This is a genomic window from Corallococcus sp. CA054B, from assembly GCF_003611625.1.
In the GTDB taxonomy this organism is placed as follows: Bacteria; Myxococcota; Myxococcia; order Myxococcales; family Myxococcaceae; genus Corallococcus; species Corallococcus coralloides.
Map to the genome: position 1 here is coordinate 1 of NZ_RAVY01000108.1, position 16,550 is coordinate 16,550.

A 16,550-nucleotide genomic window follows, 5' to 3' on the forward strand; every position below is an offset into this window, starting at 1 on the left:
GGACGCGGCGGGGGCGGGCGGTGGCGGGGGCGTGACGATGCGCGCGGACAGCCGCTCCTGGTACTCGCGCAGCTTCGCCGTATGGCCCAGGTAGCGGCCTCCGAAGCCCGCCGTGATGCAGAAGTGGAGCATCTCGAAGAGCAGCGCGGGCGAGCCCGGCTGGTCCAGGCGTTGATCCGCCAGCGTGTAGAAGGCCTCGCCGCCGCCGTCCTCGCCGAAGAGGCGGTACTGCAAGAGCGGCCACAGCGGCTGCTCCGCGTCCGAAAGCCGCAGGAGGACGCGCTCGTCCACCAGGTACGTGAAGGGCCTCAGCGCGTCCTGCACCTCTTCATCACGGGCGTGGGCGCCCAGGCCCGCGCGCAGCCGCTCGATGACCTCCAGGAGCTCGTCGTGGAGCCTGCGCAGGCCCTCGCGGCCCAGGAGCCCCGCCGCCGCGGCCGAACCGGGCGCGGACTGCGGCAGCCACCCGTCCAGCACGGACTGGGCCTGCCGGTACTGCGTGAAGACGACCTGCCAGTGCTCGAGCTTCATCCGCGCCCCCCGTCAGCCCACGTTCACCATGCCGCCCTTGAGTTCCGCCACGCCGTCCGCCTTGAGCCCCAGCTTCGCCTTTGCGGTCACCGTCACCTGCGCTCCCTCCATGGCGACGTCCTTCTGGCCCTCCGCCTTGACGGACGGGGCCTTCAACGCCACCGCGCCGCTCTTGGCCTCCACCTGGATGTCGTCACCCTCCACGGTGAACTTCTGCGCCGCCTTCAGCGACACGGCCTTGTCCGAGGAGAAGGTCGCGTCCTTCGCCGCCTTCTGCGTCAGCTCGTCCTTCGTGGTGACCGTGAAGGCCTTGGCGCTCTCCAGCGCGAACGTGTCGTCGCTCTTCCACGACGACGCCTTCGTGGACGTCACCTCGATGGTCTCCGCCTTCAGCACGAAGGACTTGCAGGTCACCGTGACGCTGTCCTGCTTCTGCACGATGGTGCTGGTGGCGCTGTCACCCTTCACCTCCAGGGTGATGGCCTCGCCGTCCATCTTCACCGTCTGGAGGATCTTCCCGTCCTTGTCCTCCGTGGTGAGGATGAGGCCCTTCTCCTTGTCCATGTCGATGATGCAGATGAGCTTGGGCATGCGCGCCGTTCCCCCGTCGGTCCGCCGTCAGGCCCTGCGCCAGTAGAGGAGCACCTGCGCCCCCTCGAGCGCGGGCGTGGCGAAGAAGGTGAGCCCGTCCTCGCGCGTCGCGGACTGCCATTCCTCGCTCTGGGGCGTCAGCTGGTACCAGTCGATGTCCGCGTCGAAGGCGTGGGGGAACGAGGGGAAGGCCACGTGCCGGTACGGCACGCCCTTCAAGGCCTGGCGCCGCACCGCCGGCAGCCGCAGGGGACTGGCCAGCTTCACGCCCTCCATGGAGCGCGGCCGGTCCCGCTCCTGCCGGCGCACCAGCAGGTAGAAGTCATCCGGCGGCGGCGTCTCCCTGGGCAGCGGCGTGAGCTTGAAGTGGCCGTCCTGGAAGTCGAAGGCGCGGTAGGACATGGGGCTGGCCTGCGGGCGGAAGCCGCGCGTGAGCAGCTCCATCCACCGCGCGATCCCCGGTCCCGGCGCTTCGTGCTCGTACGCGGGCAGGTCGTCGTCCGGCTCCGCCTCCAGGTAGCAGCACGTCTCGAAGTACAGCCGCCGCAGCGCCTGCACCAGCGGGTATGGCGGCGCCCGCAGGCCCTGGCGCATGTCCTGGCGCAGCACCTGGAGGCTGCGCACCTCGCACAGCGCCCGCCGCGCGCTGGCCAGCCGGTCGCCCCGCACCAGGCCCTCGCGCAGCGACGTGCGCAGCTGCCCCTGCGCCTGCTGGAGCAGGCTGTCCAGCTGCTCGAACAGGGGCTCCAGGAACGGGTGGGGCCCCACGCTCAGGAGCGGCGGCAGGTGCGTGGCGGACAGCCGCCAGGGCCCGTCCGCGTTCCGGGTGAAGACGGCCAGCGACAGGCTGCTCACCGTGTCGTCCACCACCGGCTCCAGCGACAGGCACAGCCGACGTCCCGCGCGCACCACGCTGGGGGCTTCACCGCCCGCGGGCGCCAGGTCCTCGCGGGGCTCCAGCACGCCCAGCAGGTGCAGATACACCGTCACCCGCGTGCGCCCCGTCTCCTCGAGTGACAGCGGTGTCACCTCCGCGTTGCCCGGCACCTCCACCAGGTGGCCGCCCGGCAACACCGCGGTCAACTCCTCCAGCGCCACCGAGCCCTTGGCGAGCAATACATCGTTGAAACGCAAGCTGCTCACGCCCACCACCGGCAGTCCCGCGAACCCCGCGTAGCGCCGGGCCTCCGTGGAGAGGGATTCCTCCTGGGCCCGGAAGTGTTCGGGCAGCAGGGTCTGCCCTTCCTGCCACAGGACTCTCGCGAGGGTGTCTGGGTTCATGGCAGGGACGGTGGGCGCGGGTTTCCTGTCACGGGGACCGCCGGGGCAAAAACTTGCTTGGGCTGGGTGACAGTGTTTCAAAAAAACTACCGGCCTGATGCCGGTGACGTCAAGTCAGCCTGGATGATCCACCGTGCTCGGTTTCTCACACTGGGGGGCAGGGGATGCCCTGGGTTGAGTCCAACTTGTCTCACCGGGTGCGGATGCGCCCAACGTGTCAGGTTATACGTTGGAGGTGTATTGATTTTTTGTATTGGTATGGTTTATCAATTCCTTCACAAACGGCGGTTCCGTTCTTGGGGGCACTCATGGCCATCACCGACGAAATTCCCAGATCACGCATCACGCTGACCTACCGCACGCAGGTGAATGGCACCCGGGCGGACAAGGCGCTTCCGTTCCGGCTGCTGGTGATGGGGGACTTCTCCCGGGGCACGTCCATTGACCGCAAGAAGGACCTGGATCAGCGGGAGATCCGCAACCTGGATGGCAAGAACCTGAACCAGGTCATCCAGAACATGGGGATGACGCTGAACTTCAGCGTGCCCAACCGCGTGGACAAGAAGGATCCGGTGGATGGTTCGGCGCCGGCGCCGCTGCAGGTGAGCCTCAAGCTGGACTCGATGAAGTCATTCAGCCCGGTGGACGTGGCCCGCCAGGTGCCGAAGATCAACGCGCTGCTCACGCTGCGCAAGCTGCTGCTGGAGCTGCAGGGCAACCTGGACAACCGCAAGGAGTTCCGCCAGCTGGTGCGCCAGCTCGCGCAGAACCCGGAGGCCGTCCAGAAGCTGAAGACGGAGCTGGCCGCGTTCAAGTCGATGAGCCTGCCGAAGCTGGCCGCGACGAACCCGCAGCCGCCGCCGACGTGATGCCGGGCGCAAGCCCCTTCCCACGACCTTCCTGAACGAGGCCTTTCTTCATGCCCACTCCTCCTGCGTCTTCCCCCACCGCGACGACCGCCGTGGCCGATGTGCCCCTGGACCTTCCGCTGTTCCTCAACAGCGTGCGCCTGGGCTCCGTGCCCGCCGCGCGCGACGCCTCCGACCAGACGGACCTGCTGGTCATCCCCGACGACGCCACCCCCGAGGAGCGCTTCGTCTCCAGCCTGGCGGCCATGGTCCACAACATGGACACGGACGAGGGCCGCTTCGACAAGCAGACGGTGCAGGAGCTCGTCGGCACCATCGACGCGCTGGTGTCGGATCAGCTCAACGCCGTGCTGCACGCGCCGGAGTTCCAGGAGGTGGAGGCGCAGTGGACCGCGCTCAACGACCTGGTGCGCAACACCAACTTCAAGGCCAACATCGAGCTGAGCCTGCTGGACGTCTCCAAGGAGGAGGCCTACAGCGACCTGGAGACGAACGCGGCGGACGTGGCCGGTTCGGAGTTCTTCAAGAAGCTGTACGTCGCTGAGTACGATCAGTACGGCGGCGCCCCCTACGGCGCGCTGGTGGGCCTGTTCGAGTTCGCCAACACGCCGCAGGACATGCTGTGGCTCAAGACGATGGGGAAGATCGCCGCGGCCAGCCACGCGCCGTTCGTGGCCTCCGTGTCCCCGCGCTTCTTCGGCTGCGACACCATGAAGGAGGTGGCCCAGCTGCGCGACGTGGCGAGCCTGCTGGACTCGCCCAAGTACTCCGCCTGGAACGCGCTGCGCGACACGGACGAGGCCGCCTACGTGGGCCTCACGCTGCCGCGCTACATCGTCCGGCCGCCCTACAACCCGGAGACCTACCCGGCCCCCGGCATGAACTTCACGGAGGAGGTGAAGGGCGACAAGGAGGAGGAGTACCTCTGGGGCAACGCGGCCATGCTGTTCGCGCGCAACCTGGTGCGCTCGTTCGCGGGCTCCGGCTGGTGCCAGCACATCCGCGGCCCCAAGGGCGGCGGCCTGGTGGCGGGCCTGCCCGTGCACCTGACGCACCTGCGCGGCGAGGAGGAGATGAAGCTGCCCGTGGAGATGTCCATCCCGGACTTCCGCGAGCTGGAGCTGGCCAACGGCGGCTTCATCCCGCTCATCCACAAGAAGGGGAGCGCGGAGGCCGTCTTCTTCAGCGTCCAGTCCCTCAAGAAGGCCAAGGTGTTCGAGGACGCGAAGGACTCGGAGAACTCGCAGCTGGTGACGAACCTGGCCTACACGTACTCCATCAGCCGCATCGCGCACTACGTGAAGGCCATCATGCGCGAGAACATCGGCAGCACGGCCAACGCGGCGTACATGCAGCAGCAGCTGGACCGGTGGATCTCCCGGTACGTCACCACGCTGGTGAACCCGGATGACCTGACGCTGCGCTACTACCCCTTCAAGGCCTACAACCTCACCGTGTCGGAAGTGCCCGGCAAGGTGGGCTGGTACCACTGCAACCTCTCCGTCCTCCCGCACATCCAGTTCGAAGGCATGAACGTGGACCTGCGCGTGGATGCGCGGCTCGGCTGACAAACCCCGCAGCAAACTGGAGGACCGAAATCATGGGTGATGGACCGCTTGGCATTTCGTGTGACTGGCAGCAGACCATCCAGCAGCGCCCCCAGAAGAACATCCCGGTGGGCTACCTGCTGGACATCAAGGGGATGGGGAAGGACGACGGCGCCTTCCCCAAGAGCAGCAGCCTCTTCTACACCCCGTTCGTCGGGGATCCCTCCTATGCCGGGGTGCAGCTGGAGGACGTGGGCGCGAAGAAGGCCGTGCGCGCGGTGGGCCTCATCACGCAGCTTCAGTGGGAGGGCGGCAAGCTCGACCCCATGGACTTCACGGTGCTGATCTCGCCGGAGAACAAGGCGGACTTCACCGGCATCACCAACACGGAGATCCGTCAGCTCAAGTTCTGGATCTGCGAGTGGGACAGCACCGCGGGCAAGTGGTACGAGAAGTGCTATCCGCTGGGTGACGAGGCCGGTGGCCCCGCGAACGAGATGTCCGCCCGCCTGAACCAGAAGGGCAGCGAGGTGATGCTGCACGTGGGGGAGCCGGAGAACGTGGGCGTCACGGACGTCAAGTTCTGCCAGATGACCTTCCAGCTCATCCCGGACAAGGCGCACCTGTGCAACATCCACTACGGCCACAACTCGATGGACAAGGACGTGTACGCCTGGGGCTACGTCGAAGGCAAAAAGTAAGAGGTTGAAGCGCAACGGGGAGGGCGGGATGCGCCTCCCCGTTCCGCCTTGTGGCTACTTGTCCGAGCCCCATTTGGTGACGCGGCGCTCCTGGGAGTTGGTGGCGAACTCCAGCGTGGTGCTCTTCTTGGGCGCGGGCACCACCCGGAACTGGAAGCGGTGGAAGCGGATGTCCAGGTCCCCGGCCAGCGTGGTGGGCTGGTTGTCCAGGAAGACCTTGGGGCGGCCCTTCTCCGTGTCCATCAGCGCTTCGGCGGTGGTGGGGCTCTTCAGCTTGGCCGCCTCGAACCAGGTGTCACCCGCTTCATCGAAGTCGATGATGGCCCACGCCAGCTTCAGGCGCAGGTTCTCCAGCGGCTTGGCGAAATGGTTGAGCACGTTCGCGGCCGTGACACGTCCCACGTACACGCTGAAGTCCAGGGGGCCGGAGGCGCCATTCATGGACAGCCGTTCAATGAGGCCAATGCATTTCGCCGTGGGCCCGAAGTCGCCCACCGTGGGGGAGGACAGGGTGAGCTCCTTCGCCAGGTTCAGCCCTCCGCAGCCATTCCATTCCAACAGATACCCCAGCGCGCCACGGAAGCCGGGCCGGTATTGAAACCCGGTCTGCCAATTGCATTCGAGTTCGAGCAAGTCGGGTTTCGCGATGGCCATGGGGTGTCTGTCCTTGTGAATGAAAGACATGTAACATGAAGTGGAAAGACAGACCATGAGAGACCTGAGCCTGTGCCTGCGCCCCGTGGAGGGCGGAACGCTGGAGCGCCTGGAGTCACATGACCAGCGCTTCCTCACGGTGGCGGACCTGGTGCAGCGGGAGTCCTACGCGGAGGCCGCGGACGCCATCGAGGTACTGGACGGTGAAGGGGTCTACGAGGTCCGGCTGTCGGGCTACTACCTCTTCGCGGCGCTGCGCGAGGACGGGCTCGTGCGCCTGCCGGAGGTGCTGGAGGTGCTGGTCGCGCTCGCGCGCGCGGCGGCGGAGGAGGCCTCGCAGGGAGAGGGCAAGGACAAGTCCAAGCCCGCGGTGCTGCTCAACAAGGCGCTGACGTGGCTGTTCCAGACGCTGGTGAGCGCGCTGAAGTATCACCAGGGCAAGAAGGACGCGGGCTGGGAGACGTGGACGAAGGGCTTCAACGACGGCAAGCGCAAGGACGCCCTGCGCGGCATCCAGGCCTTGCAGGGCGCGCTGGAAGGCCCCGCGTTCCGCAACGGGGCCCAGGGACTGGCGGGGTTGGGACAATGGCTGAAGGAGGCGCAGGAGCGCGCGGCCGCTCCCGCACCGGCCCCGGAGCCCGCGAAGCCCGCCGCTCCCGCGAAGGGACGGGGCGCGAAGGCCTCCGCCGCGGCGGCGCCGCCCCCGTCGTTCCCCCGCACGACGGGGCCGCTGCAGCTGCGCGGGTCGGCGCACCTGCTGGAGCTGTGCGACAAGCTCAAGGCCTTCGAGGTGCTGGTGGAGCGCGGGGACTTCCAGAAGGCCGCGATGGTGAGCGACGACGTGCTCCGGACGCTGGAGGACTTCGACCCGCGGCGCTACCTGCCGGAGCTGTTCTCGTCATTCGGCGCGCTGCTCAACCGCCACGTGGGGGACATCCAGGAGCATTGGGAGCGCAAGGACTCCATGGAGTGGCGCACGCTGTCGCAGTTCTACCAGGTGGACCTGGGCGCCTTCGTGGGGCCGGGCGAGTGAGGCGGCCCCGGTCATGATCGGCGCCTCGCCGCTGCTATCCCCGCTGGAGCGGCGCATCCGCGCCCGCGCGAAGGACTTCGACCTGGGACCGCTGCTGCGGCTCCTGGAGACGCAGGGCTATGGCCGGGACCGGCTGCTCTTCGAGAGCAACCCGGAGCCGGTGGCGTCCTCGTCGCTGGTGGAGGCGGTGACGTTCCACCGCTCGCCGGTGCGCCGGGTGGTGGTGACGCTCAACCTGGGCCTCCTGGGCACGCCGGGCCTGTTGCCCAGCTACTTCCTCCAGGTGGCCGAGCAGCTGCCGGAGCCGGAGCCGTTCCTCGACTTCATCCGCTTCTTCGACCACCGGCTGCTGCTGGCGCTGGTGGACGCGCTGCACCCCGAGCGGGACGCAAGCCTCGTGGGGGACTGGGAGCGCACGAAGGGCTTCTACCTGCGCATGGTGGGCGTGGATTCGCAGGCCACGCTCCAGTGGCTGTTCCAGCAGGTGTTCCCGGAGCTGCGCGTGACGTGTGTCCGCCGCTCCTTCCGCACGCGCTTCTCCGGCATGCGTCCCGCCCATGGGTCCACGCCGCTGGATGGCACGGGCTTCCTGGGCCAGACGTACGCGGCGGATATCGGGGGCTTCCAGGTGGAGGTGTTCGCGGACGAGGAGGCGGACATGCGCGGGCGTGACTGGCCCGCGCGGGTGCGCCACCGCTTCCACCGGCACATCCTGCCGCTGCTCGTCCCGGCGCGGATGCAATTGGAGGTGGTGCTGACGGTGCTCGCGCACGGGCGGACCGTGAAGCTGGGGCCCCGGGGGCAGCTGGGCTACGAGCGGCTGCCGGGCGCGGAGGGCAAGCCGCTGCGGCAGCTCATCTTCCTGGGCGACACGTCCGTGCCGGTGGCCGCGCCTCCTCGGGCCGAAGGCGACCGGCAGGGCATGACCATGGGCACGCCGAAGGCAGCCGGACGCTAGGAGGGAAGGGGACCGTGGGCTTTCTGCACCGGAAGTTCCTGGGGGTGGTGGAGACGCCTCGTGAAGCGGTGCTCCGCAACCTGGGCCACCTGCTCCAGGCCAAGCGGGGCGCGGCCTCCGTGCTGCCCGGTTTTGGATTGACGGAGACGGGGTTCCGCTCGGACGCGGAGCGGCTGGCGGGCCTGGGCGCGGAGATCCGCGAGACGCTGTCGCGCTACGAGCCGCGCGTGGAGGTGGTGGCCATCGACGAGGTGCCCGCGGCGGCGGGCGGGGCGCCCGGCCTGGTGGTGCGCCTGGTGTTGCGGGACTCCCATGAGCCCATGGACCTGCTCCTGGACCCGGGCTCGCGCCGCCTGCGCGAACGGCCCCCGGAAGAGGCCGCTGGGGAGGACGACCCATGAAGTTCACCGAACAGCTGAAGGTGACGCTGGAGCTCAAGGCCGGCGACGAGTCCTTCACGCTGCCCGCGGGCAGCATCAAGCGCCTGTCGGTGAAGGCGCGCTCCTACGGCTTCGAGGCGCAGGTGGAGTGGTGGGTGCTCTGCAAGGAGAGCGGCGACGAGGACACGCTCTTCACCCCCTTCACCGGCACGAAGCCCCTGACGGCGACGCTGACCGTGGACCGCCGCTACGGCGCGCAGGCGGAGGGGCGCGAGGGCGCGGAGGCCCTGCCGCTGAAGCTCATGGGCCGGGTGGAGGAGCGCCACGTCCGCGAGCGCTCGCTGGCGAACGTGAAGGACGCGCCGGTGATGCAGCGGCGCTACCGCATCCGCCTGGTGGACCCCGCCGCGATGCTGTGGCGCCGCCACTTCCCCAGCGGCGTGTGGGTGGATGAGACGCTGCAAGCGGTCATCCAGGCGAACACGCCCGGCGGGCTGGACGTGGCCTACGCCTGGGAGGCCGCGGGGACGAAGCACGGCCTGCACGCGCTGGGGCTGGGCGCGGATGACGACGCCGGCGCCAGCTTCCTGGACTTCCTGCACTGGGTGCAGGCGCGCATGCACGCGGGCACGTTCCTGGACTACGCGACCGGGAAGTACACGCTCGCGGACGCGAAGCCCGAGGGCGGCGAGGCGCTGGTGCTCACCCGCGACGAGGTGAAGCAGGTGGACCTGCGCTACCCGGAGCCCCGGCGGGACGCGCTGTCGGTGCTCAACAGCTACGTGGACGCCGGCACGAAGCGCAAGGCGGTGGAGAACGCGGACGCCATCGCGGGCGTCCTCACCGAATGCCTGGTCACCTCCACGCTGGAGGGCACGCTCACGGACCGGGTGACGCTGGAGACGAAGTGCCAGCAGCTGGAGGGCCCGGAGCTGCGGCTGTCCTTCGCGAGCTACCCCCGCGCGTCGCTGGTGCTCAACGGCCTCTACACGCTGGGGGACTTCAGCACGCAAGCCGCGACGCACGGCAAGCAGTACCGGCTGCACACGCTGGAGCTGGACGCGCGCGCCGTGGAGGACGACGCCGCGCACGACCCGGACAGCACCGCCAACGACTACCAGCTGTCACTGAAGGCCACGCTGGAGGAGGCGGCGGACCCCACCTTCCGTCGCCCGCGCTTCCGGCCGCCGCGCTGGCCCTTCTTCGCGGAGGGACGGGTGGTCAGCGAGGAGGGAGGGGAGCCGGAGCGCACGTATCAGATCCGCCAGGACGACGAGACGTCGGTGGAGTCGTACCGGGTGAAGCTGCCCCTGTGGGACAAGGAGGTGCGCGTCCCCTACGAGCCGCACCAGCAGCCCGGGCACTTCTACTTCCCCGCGGACAAGGGGACGCGGGTGCTGGTGTCGCTGGGCTACCAGCACGCCAGGATGGACCGCTTCCTGGAGTGGCGCCCCGGCGCCCGGCTCCCCAAGGAGTCGCAGGGCAACCACCTGCTCCTGGGGAAGACGGACAAGAGCGAGACGTCCATCCAGCACCTGTACCAGGACTCGAAGCCCATGCTGCGCATCCAGCGGACCCTGGAGAAGGACACCCAGCTCATTGAAGTCACCGAGGGCCGGATGTTCCTGCGCGTCCAGGAGGGGGAGTAGGCCATGCGGATGGATGAGGCGCTCTACGCGTCGTTCCTGGAGGAGCTCCAGGCGCTGGAGAAGTTCCGCCTGGGCTACACGGCCCTGCACCCGTCAGCGCCGCTGGATGGCGAGGACGCGGACGTGCGGCGGCTCACGGAGGCCATGGCCCTGTTCACCGCGCGCACGCGCCGGGCGGGGCAGCGCGCGCTGGAGCGCAGCACGCTGCGGCTGTTCCAGCAGCACTTCGCCTACCTGCTCAACCCCATCCCCGCCATGGCCATGTTCCGCGCGGAGCCAGACGCGCGCTTCGTGGACGCCGCGGAGCTGCCCCGGGGCACGCCCTTCCTCCTCAACCCGGGCCAGGGCGGCGGTCCCACCGGGGCGCTCGCCCTGCGCACGCTGGCGCCGGTGCGGCTGTTGCCCGTGCGGCTCACCCAGGCGCGGCTGGAGCGCCAGGGCGAGGACGGCGCGCTCCTGCGGCTCGTCTTCGAGGGCGGCTTTCCCCGCAACGACTCGCCGGGCGAGGTGCGGCTGCACATCAACCACCTCAACGACTTCCGGGCGTCCCTGGCGGTGTTCTTCCAGCTGAAGAGCGCCGTGCGCTCCGCCACCGTGTGCTTCGACGACGGGGCGGTGGAGCACGAGGTGAAGCCCTTCGACGCGCACTCGGGCCCGGTGCGCTTCGGCGCGCCCCGGCCGGTGGCGGCGGAGGGCGAGGCGTCCGAGCACCCGCTGCAGCGGCTGCGGCAGCTGTTGCACTTCCCGCAGCAGGAGCTGTTCCTGGAGGCCCGCATCCCGCCGGCCCCCCGCAACTGGCAGGGCTTCACCCTGACCCTGCGCCTGGCGGACCGCTGGCCGTCGGAGCTGGTGGTGGGGCCGGACTCGTTCGTGGCGCACGCGGTGCCGGTGGTGAACCTGCAGCGCGCCATGGCGGCGCCCGTGGAGCACGACGGCACGAAGGAGCGGCACGCGGTGCAGCACCCGGATCCGTCCATGGGCTTCCGGCTGAACACGGCCACGGGCGTGTACCAGCTGAGCCCGAAGGGCATGGTTCCCCTGCGCCCTGGCGCCATCTCCGGAGGCGCGGAGACGTACGAGCTGGAGCACGAAGGCCAGGGCCTGGCGCGCACGTCGTGGCTGGCGCTGGACATGCCGGACGCGTTCCTCAAGCCGGTGCGGCTGGGCGTGGACGGCCTGTGGCACCAGCCGCTGCCGCCTCGCTTCGATGCGCGGGGCTACCGGCCGGTGCTGGCGGACCGCTTCCTGGAAGGCGTGCCGTGGAGCCTGGTGGGCGCGGTGGCGCCCGGCGGGGACAACCCGGTGGAGCACGGGCAGCAGGCGCTGTTGCAGCTGCTGGCGCTGCGCACGCAGCGGTTCCTGGGGCGCGAGGACCTGCTGTTCCTCCTGGAGGTGCTGGGCGTGCGGACGCAGCGGCACTTCCGGGAGCTGCTGCCGTCCCTCACGGAGGTGTCCGTGAAGTCCAAGCCCTTCGCCCGGAGCGCCGCGGGCTTCAAGTACGTGTACCAGCTGGGCTTCGGGCCCATGGACGCGTCGCTGCTGCCGCTGGTGGACCTGCTCTGCGGCCGGCTGGTGGAGCTGTTCGCGATCTGGAGCGCGGAGGACGTGGTGGAGCTGGAGGTGCGCCTGCCCCAGCGCGAGGCGCCCCTTCGCTACGTGCCCCTGCCGTGAGTCACTTCACCTGCATCTTCGTCTGGCCGGGCACGTTGATCTTGATCATCCCGCCATAGGCGCAGGTGCACATGGACTTGTCGGTGAGCGCGGGCTTGCCCTTGATCAGCACCGTGGGCGAGCCCGGCGTCCAGGGCGCGGGGAGCACGGGCATGCACGGCATGGGCGTGAGGACGCCCAGCGCGGCGGCGGTGGCGGCGGCCACGGTGGGGTTGGCCATGGACTGGCACATGCCGAAGGGCGGCACGTTCATGCCCGGGATGTTGTCCATGATGGTGGCCGCGGGCGCGGTGGCGTTCACCATGTTGGCGGGCAGCACCGACAGCGTCGAGGGCGCCAGACCGAAGCTGCACTGGAGCATGGCTCCGGACACGACCTGGATTCCCATCAGCGTGACTCCACCCGGGCGCGCAGCGACGTGAGCGCCTGGAACAAGGGGTCCCCCGACTTCAGCTTCAGGGAACCCGTGAGGTACTGCGAACGGCACCACTCTTCATCCACCGGCCCGTCCTGCTGGCCGTCCAGGCGCCGCGCGTGGAGCGCGAAGCGCTCGATGCGGTCCGGCAGCGCGTCCGCGCCCAGGGCCTGTTCGATGCGGCGGCGCACGTCCGCCTCGCTGACCTCCACGCCGGGGGGCAGATCTCCGGTGAAGACGAGCAGCACGCTGCGATACGCGCCCGCCATGCCGCTCACCGGCACGGCCAGCCCCACCGCGTCCAGGCGGGGGCCGGGGGGCTCGCGCAGCACGTCCGCGGCCTCCGCGAAGAGGAACACCCGGCCCTCGCGCCGCGGCTCGCGCGCGCCGAAGTGGTGGTACTGGCCGCGCACCCGCGTCAGGACGACGTGCGCGGGCGGCCGTCCGGCGTCGGGCAGCGGGGTGAAGAGCCCCGTGTCTCCCGGGGCGTCCTGCCCGCTGTCGGTGAAGTCGCGCAGCGCCCAGGCGCGTCCGGGCGCCGGGGCGATGTCCGTGTGCACGTCCGCCGCCACGCGCCGGTGCGAGCACAGCACCGCGCCTCCCCACGCCGGATCCACGCACACGTTGCCGCCGGGCACGCTGGCCAGCCCGGTGGCCTTGAGCGCGTCGCGCCAGGCGTGGAAGTCGAAGGGCGCCTGCGGATCCCTGAACCACAGGCCCACGTTCTTGAGTGGCAGCCGCGCGCGAGCCACCAGGTCGCGCACGGCGGGCGTGAGGCCCAGGGCGCGCACGGGGTGTTCGGTGAGCAGCGCGGGAGAGACGTCCAGGTCCGCGGGCTCCACGTGCAGGTACGTCGCGCCGCGCAGGAGCGTGGTGAAGTACAGCGCCGGCAGGTGCTGGAGCGGGTGGAAGCCCGGAGCGGCCAGGTGGTCCCCCGGGGACAGGCCGAAGGTCATCAGCCCGTCCACCAGCGCGCTCCGCCACGCATCCCCCGCGGTGAGCGGCACGGGCACGTCGCTGGGGCTGGCCAGCGGAGAGAAGAGCAGGCCCACCGGCTCGGTGGGCTTGTACGTGTACGACGCGAGCGCGGGCGGCACCTGCGTCTGCAGCGGCAAGAGCCGCGCGGCGTGCTTGCCCAGGAGCGGCGCCTGGTGCGGCTCGGCGGCGATGTGCTGGGGCGCGAGCGCGTCCAGCCGGCGCGCCACGAAGGCGCGGGCCCCGGGCGGCAGGAGGCTCACGCACGCGCCCAGGCCCAGCGCGGCGCACAGCGACACCATCAGCTCCGGGCCCGGCGGCAGCATCAGGCACAGCTTCGCGCCCGGCTTCACGCCCAGCCCCGCCCAGGCCGTGGCCCGCCGCGTGGCCTGCTCCTGGAGCTGGCGGTAGCTCAGCGTGCGCCAGCCCTGCGTCCGCGAGTACGCGCGCAGCGCGATGCGGTCCGTGGTGGCGTGGCGGGCCACCAGGTCGTGGAAGAAGTCGTGGTGCTGGCCGGTGCGGCTCTTGAAAGGCGTGCTCCGGCCGGCGTGGACGGGAGCCATCGCGGCGGCGAAGCCGTCCGGATCCTCCCAGCTTCGCGTAAGCCACGCCGGCATGCTGTCCGGAGGCGGCTGGGTGCCGTCGAACGCGGCGAGCACGATGCGTGGCTCGAAGGTCATGGCGAGGGCCGCGGCGCGGGTTCAGGGGGGAGCAGCTCGCGGGTGGGCACCGGCTCCACGCTCGAGTCCGGGACGTACTCCGGCTGCGTCTTGAACTCCTCCAGGCGCAGCTGGGGCACGGGCTCCGGGAGCACCTCCATCCGGGGAGGAGGCTCCTGGCGGAACGACACGCCCAGGAGCACCCGGGCGATGGGTGTGCCCGGCGTGCGTCCCAGGCCGGGCCCGGCGAGCGCGTGCAGCTCCAGGCCCTCCGACAGCGGGATGCGCCCGCCGCCGAGCACCTCCACCGCGGGCTGGTCCATGTCCGCCGCGAAGGCGGCCTTCACCGCCAGCTCGCCGCGCAGGCCCTGTCCGGCCGTCGTCACCCCGGCGCCCAGGCGGAGCTCCAGCGTCTGCCCGGAGGCGCCCGGCGCGGAGAGCGGGTTGCGCGAGCGCAGGAGCACGCCGGCCTCCAGCGCGGGCTTGAGGAAGGCCACCTGCGTGCCCATGGCGGCCAGGGCGCGCACGCGAATTCCCGAGTCCCGGCCCAGCACCGCCGCGCTGCCGATGGGCAGGCCCACGCCCAGGTCCATGGCGAGGTCCACGGGGTGCTCGTCACGGCGCGACAAGAGCCCCAGGCGCGCTTGTATCTCCGGGGTGCCCAGGCCCTGCGAGGCCAGCGGCGTCAGGCCCAGGGGCGCTGGATCATCCCCCTGCTGCCACAACACCACGGGCACCTGCGCGCCCACCTCCAGCCACGGCAGCACCCCGTAGCTGCCCGCCAGGACGGCGGACGCGCGGTTGCGCACGGCCTCCAGGCGGCGCTCGCCGTTGAGGAGCACGAGCGGCAGCTGCTGATACTGGCCCACAAGCCCCACGCTCATGCCGCCGGGCACCAGCAGCTCGCCGTTGCGCATCACCGCGGTTCCGCGGCCGGGGTTGATCTCCAGGTGCTCCAATTCGAAGCCGGGCAGGGCGGACTGGGCCCAGGCGGGCAGGGCGCCCAGCAGGAGCCCCGCGACGAGAGCTCTGTGTACCGACAAGGACATGGGTGGGGCGCTCCGGCCTGCTTCCGTGAAACCCGGTGGCGGGTTCCTTCACGCCGTCATCATACCTAGACATGGCGATGAAAACAGTCTCGCCCCTCGTCTGGATGTTTCAGGGAGTGGGTCCGGGGCACCCTGCCCCCCAGGGTCGTTGACCCGTCGGGTCCTGGAGCCGCAGTGGCGATGTCTGGATGATGGGGCTTCCCATGCTTCGACGGCGGATCCCGCTTCGCGGCTCGTGCCGGTCAGCGACCTGCTGGAAACGGACCTGGGGCATTCGTTCTCAATCCCTAAAGGAATGCCAGACAATGAGTCTTCTGGATGGACAACCCGGCGGCCTGGATCCGCTGCATGCGGATGTTATCACCGTGAGCACGCTGCTGGGTTTTCTCGCCACGCGAGTGGAGCTCCTGCAACCCGTCACCCTCCACTTCGAGTACGAGCCAGGCCCTACGCGAAGGACGCACGAAGCGGTGGTCCGCCGCCTGGATCAAGCCCTCTATTCAGCGGGCTTCGATTCGAGCGGCATCGATGGCATCAAGGCTCAGGCGACCGAGCCCTACAACCCCCAGGATCCCAGGATCACGAGTGGCATTGCCATCACAGGGCGTCCCGGAGGGGCGGCCTCGGACGACAAGCACCGGCCCATGAAGGGCCTCAGCTCCATGGCGTTCGCGCAAGATCTTCTCCTGGGCTCGCGCCAGCAAGGCGCGGTGACCACCCAGGAGCGTGGCGCGTACTACGGAGTGGTGGATGATCCCGTCACGGAACAGGTGCGCATGGTTTCCACCGTCCGGAGACTCATCGACTACAACGGTCACGAGGGCAGACGGTGGAGTGCGCAGACGCAGTATCATGGGGTGATCCGTGCCGGCCCGAATCCAGTCCTGGCTCCGTCCTGGGGCTCCTTCGAGCGCGCGAACCTCATCGGTGGCTGGGCGGGCAATGGCAGGGTGGTGGGGTATTGCCATGGAATGAACTGGGCAATCCAGCACTGCAAGCTGATTGGACCGTGGACCACGCCGTACGAGGTCGCGGTGGGGAACGCCACCACGAAGCTGGCCTCATGTTTCGGCTGCACGACGTTCATGTACGCGACAGGCTATCCGCCCAGCGCAATCCATCTTGGCCGGGCGGAGTCCTGGGTCCCCCTTCCCACCACGCTGATGGACAATCCAGACTTCAACTTCAACGAAGACACGCGCATGATCCAGGGGTTGAATGATCTGTGGGCGAGAGATGTGGCGTCATATCTGGAGTTGGGGGCCGATATCGTGGCCGGCGCCGGTGTGTTCGAGCAGGGCGTGAGAGACGTCGCGCGTCAGTTGTTGATGCAGGTCAAGTCGCGCATCAGCACCCACGGCAAGAGGGACGCCGCGAACATGCTCCTTGATGCCCTGACCGTGCATGACTCGGAGACGAACCGGCTCGTGCGCTCACTCAAGAAGCCCCTGGTTTAGCAGCATCCACGTCCGTTTGTAGCGATGGAGAAAGCAGAGCATCCTCCGGCTGATCAAGGGCGAGGAACTCGACGCGCTGTCGCGGGAGCTGGGCGTCACTGCGGCGGTGCCTCGCTGGTGGACGGGGCTC

16 protein-coding genes are annotated in these 16,550 nt (G+C 69.6%); 9 read left to right on the forward strand and 7 right to left on the reverse strand.

Annotated elements, in window-relative coordinates; all coding sequences use genetic code 11:
* From D7V80_RS24185 to tssK, 3 genes are all read right to left on the reverse strand, one after another.
* On the reverse strand, positions 1–531 hold a 531-nt coding region (locus D7V80_RS24185; RefSeq protein WP_120590408.1), incomplete at its 3' end, for a DotU family type IV/VI secretion system protein.
* 12 nt (positions 532–543) lie between these two features.
* Positions 544–1,122, reverse strand: coding sequence for a hypothetical protein (locus D7V80_RS24190; protein WP_120590409.1), 579 nt, complete (start codon positions 1,120–1,122; stop codon positions 544–546).
* A 27-nt stretch (positions 1,123–1,149) separates the two neighbouring features.
* Complete coding sequence (gene tssK / locus D7V80_RS24195) at positions 1,150–2,403, reverse strand: type VI secretion system baseplate subunit TssK (RefSeq protein ID WP_120590410.1); 1,254 nt, start codon at positions 2,401–2,403, stop codon at positions 1,150–1,152.
* A gap of 308 nt (positions 2,404–2,711) precedes the next feature.
* Between tssK and tssB the strand changes: the two genes are divergently transcribed.
* The 3 genes from tssB to D7V80_RS24210 are packed head-to-tail and all read left to right on the forward strand — an operon-like array spanning position 2,712 to position 5,520.
* The gene (tssB, locus tag D7V80_RS24200; protein ID WP_120590411.1) at positions 2,712–3,272 is read left to right on the forward strand and encodes a type VI secretion system contractile sheath small subunit; all 561 of its coding nucleotides are present in this window, start codon (positions 2,712–2,714) and stop codon (positions 3,270–3,272) included.
* 50 nt (positions 3,273–3,322) lie between these two features.
* Complete coding sequence (gene tssC / locus D7V80_RS24205) at positions 3,323–4,840, forward strand: type VI secretion system contractile sheath large subunit (protein WP_120590412.1); 1,518 nt, start codon at positions 3,323–3,325, stop codon at positions 4,838–4,840.
* 32 nt (positions 4,841–4,872) lie between these two features.
* Positions 4,873–5,520, forward strand: a complete 648-nt coding sequence (locus tag D7V80_RS24210; protein ID WP_120590413.1) for a hypothetical protein — start codon at positions 4,873–4,875, stop codon at positions 5,518–5,520.
* A 54-nt stretch (positions 5,521–5,574) separates the two neighbouring features.
* Here the strand turns inward: D7V80_RS24210 and D7V80_RS24215 are convergent, their stop codons facing one another.
* Complete coding sequence (locus D7V80_RS24215) at positions 5,575–6,174, reverse strand: hypothetical protein (protein ID WP_120590414.1); 600 nt, start codon at positions 6,172–6,174, stop codon at positions 5,575–5,577.
* Positions 6,175–6,229: 55 nt separating this feature from the next.
* On the opposite strand from D7V80_RS24215, the gene D7V80_RS24220 reads away from it, so the two are divergent.
* The 5 genes from D7V80_RS24220 to D7V80_RS24240 are packed head-to-tail and all read left to right on the forward strand — an operon-like array spanning position 6,230 to position 11,865.
* On the forward strand, positions 6,230–7,207 hold the full coding sequence (locus D7V80_RS24220; RefSeq protein ID WP_120590415.1) for a type VI secretion system protein IglI family protein: 978 nt from the start codon (positions 6,230–6,232) through the stop codon (positions 7,205–7,207).
* A 13-nt stretch (positions 7,208–7,220) separates the two neighbouring features.
* Positions 7,221–8,165, forward strand: coding sequence for a type VI secretion system baseplate subunit TssG (locus tag D7V80_RS24225; RefSeq protein ID WP_120590416.1), 945 nt, complete (start codon positions 7,221–7,223; stop codon positions 8,163–8,165).
* A gap of 14 nt (positions 8,166–8,179) precedes the next feature.
* Positions 8,180–8,566 carry a GPW/gp25 family protein gene (locus tag D7V80_RS41870; RefSeq protein WP_158616692.1) on the forward strand — a complete coding sequence of 129 codons (387 nt, stop codon included), beginning with the start codon at positions 8,180–8,182 and terminating at the stop codon, positions 8,564–8,566.
* Positions 8,563–10,194 carry a hypothetical protein gene (locus tag D7V80_RS24235; protein WP_120590418.1) on the forward strand — a complete coding sequence of 544 codons (1,632 nt, stop codon included), beginning with the start codon at positions 8,563–8,565 and terminating at the stop codon, positions 10,192–10,194. The genes D7V80_RS41870 and D7V80_RS24235 overlap by 4 nt, the downstream gene beginning before the upstream one ends.
* 3 nt (positions 10,195–10,197) lie before the next feature.
* Positions 10,198–11,865 (forward strand): type VI secretion system baseplate subunit TssF, encoded by a 1,668-nt coding sequence (locus D7V80_RS24240; RefSeq protein ID WP_120590419.1) that lies wholly within the window; start codon positions 10,198–10,200, stop codon positions 11,863–11,865.
* A 1-nt stretch (position 11,866) separates the two neighbouring features.
* Here D7V80_RS24240 and D7V80_RS24245 read toward each other — a convergent pair whose 3' ends face one another.
* From D7V80_RS24245 to D7V80_RS24255, 3 genes are read right to left on the reverse strand one after another with little or no spacing between them, the layout of a single operon-like run.
* Positions 11,867–12,253 (reverse strand): DUF4280 domain-containing protein, encoded by a 387-nt coding sequence (locus D7V80_RS24245; protein WP_120590420.1) that lies wholly within the window; start codon positions 12,251–12,253, stop codon positions 11,867–11,869.
* A complete protein-coding gene (locus D7V80_RS24250; RefSeq protein ID WP_120590421.1) occupies positions 12,253–13,935 on the reverse strand; it encodes an AMP-binding protein in 1,683 nt (560 codons plus the stop codon). Before D7V80_RS24250 ends, D7V80_RS24245 begins: the two co-directional genes overlap by 1 nt.
* Positions 13,932–14,963 (reverse strand): hypothetical protein, encoded by a 1,032-nt coding sequence (locus tag D7V80_RS24255; RefSeq protein ID WP_120590422.1) that lies wholly within the window; start codon positions 14,961–14,963, stop codon positions 13,932–13,934. Before D7V80_RS24255 ends, D7V80_RS24250 begins: the two co-directional genes overlap by 4 nt.
* A 305-nt stretch (positions 14,964–15,268) precedes the next feature.
* Here D7V80_RS24255 and D7V80_RS24260 point away from each other — a divergent pair, with 305 nt between their 5' ends.
* A complete protein-coding gene (locus D7V80_RS24260) occupies positions 15,269–16,420 on the forward strand; it encodes a hypothetical protein (protein ID WP_120590423.1) in 1,152 nt (383 codons plus the stop codon).
* The last annotated feature ends 130 nt before the right edge of the window (positions 16,421–16,550 follow it).

Excerpts from the sequence above, each read along its gene's own strand:
- D7V80_RS24190 (WP_120590409.1), bottom strand. The coding sequence starts at position 1,122 with ATGCCCAAGCTCATCTGCATCATCGACATGGACAAGGAGAAGGGCCTC.
- tssK (WP_120590410.1), bottom strand. The coding sequence starts at position 2,403 with ATGAACCCAGACACCCTCGCGAGAGTCCTGTGGCAGGAAGGGCAGACC.
- tssB (WP_120590411.1), top strand. The coding sequence starts at position 2,712 with ATGGCCATCACCGACGAAATTCCCAGATCACGCATCACGCTGACCTAC.
- tssC (WP_120590412.1), top strand. The coding sequence starts at position 3,323 with ATGCCCACTCCTCCTGCGTCTTCCCCCACCGCGACGACCGCCGTGGCC.
- D7V80_RS24210 (WP_120590413.1), top strand. The coding sequence starts at position 4,873 with ATGGGTGATGGACCGCTTGGCATTTCGTGTGACTGGCAGCAGACCATC.
- D7V80_RS24215 (WP_120590414.1), bottom strand. The coding sequence starts at position 6,174 with ATGGCCATCGCGAAACCCGACTTGCTCGAACTCGAATGCAATTGGCAG.
- D7V80_RS24220 (WP_120590415.1), top strand. The coding sequence starts at position 6,230 with ATGAGAGACCTGAGCCTGTGCCTGCGCCCCGTGGAGGGCGGAACGCTG.
- D7V80_RS24225 (WP_120590416.1), top strand. The coding sequence starts at position 7,221 with ATGATCGGCGCCTCGCCGCTGCTATCCCCGCTGGAGCGGCGCATCCGC.
- D7V80_RS24235 (WP_120590418.1), top strand. The coding sequence starts at position 8,563 with ATGAAGTTCACCGAACAGCTGAAGGTGACGCTGGAGCTCAAGGCCGGC.
- D7V80_RS24240 (WP_120590419.1), top strand. The coding sequence starts at position 10,198 with ATGCGGATGGATGAGGCGCTCTACGCGTCGTTCCTGGAGGAGCTCCAG.
- D7V80_RS24245 (WP_120590420.1), bottom strand. The coding sequence starts at position 12,253 with ATGGGAATCCAGGTCGTGTCCGGAGCCATGCTCCAGTGCAGCTTCGGT.
- D7V80_RS24250 (WP_120590421.1), bottom strand. The coding sequence starts at position 13,935 with ATGACCTTCGAGCCACGCATCGTGCTCGCCGCGTTCGACGGCACCCAG.
- D7V80_RS24255 (WP_120590422.1), bottom strand. The coding sequence starts at position 14,963 with ATGTCCTTGTCGGTACACAGAGCTCTCGTCGCGGGGCTCCTGCTGGGC.
- D7V80_RS24260 (WP_120590423.1), top strand. The coding sequence starts at position 15,269 with ATGAGTCTTCTGGATGGACAACCCGGCGGCCTGGATCCGCTGCATGCG.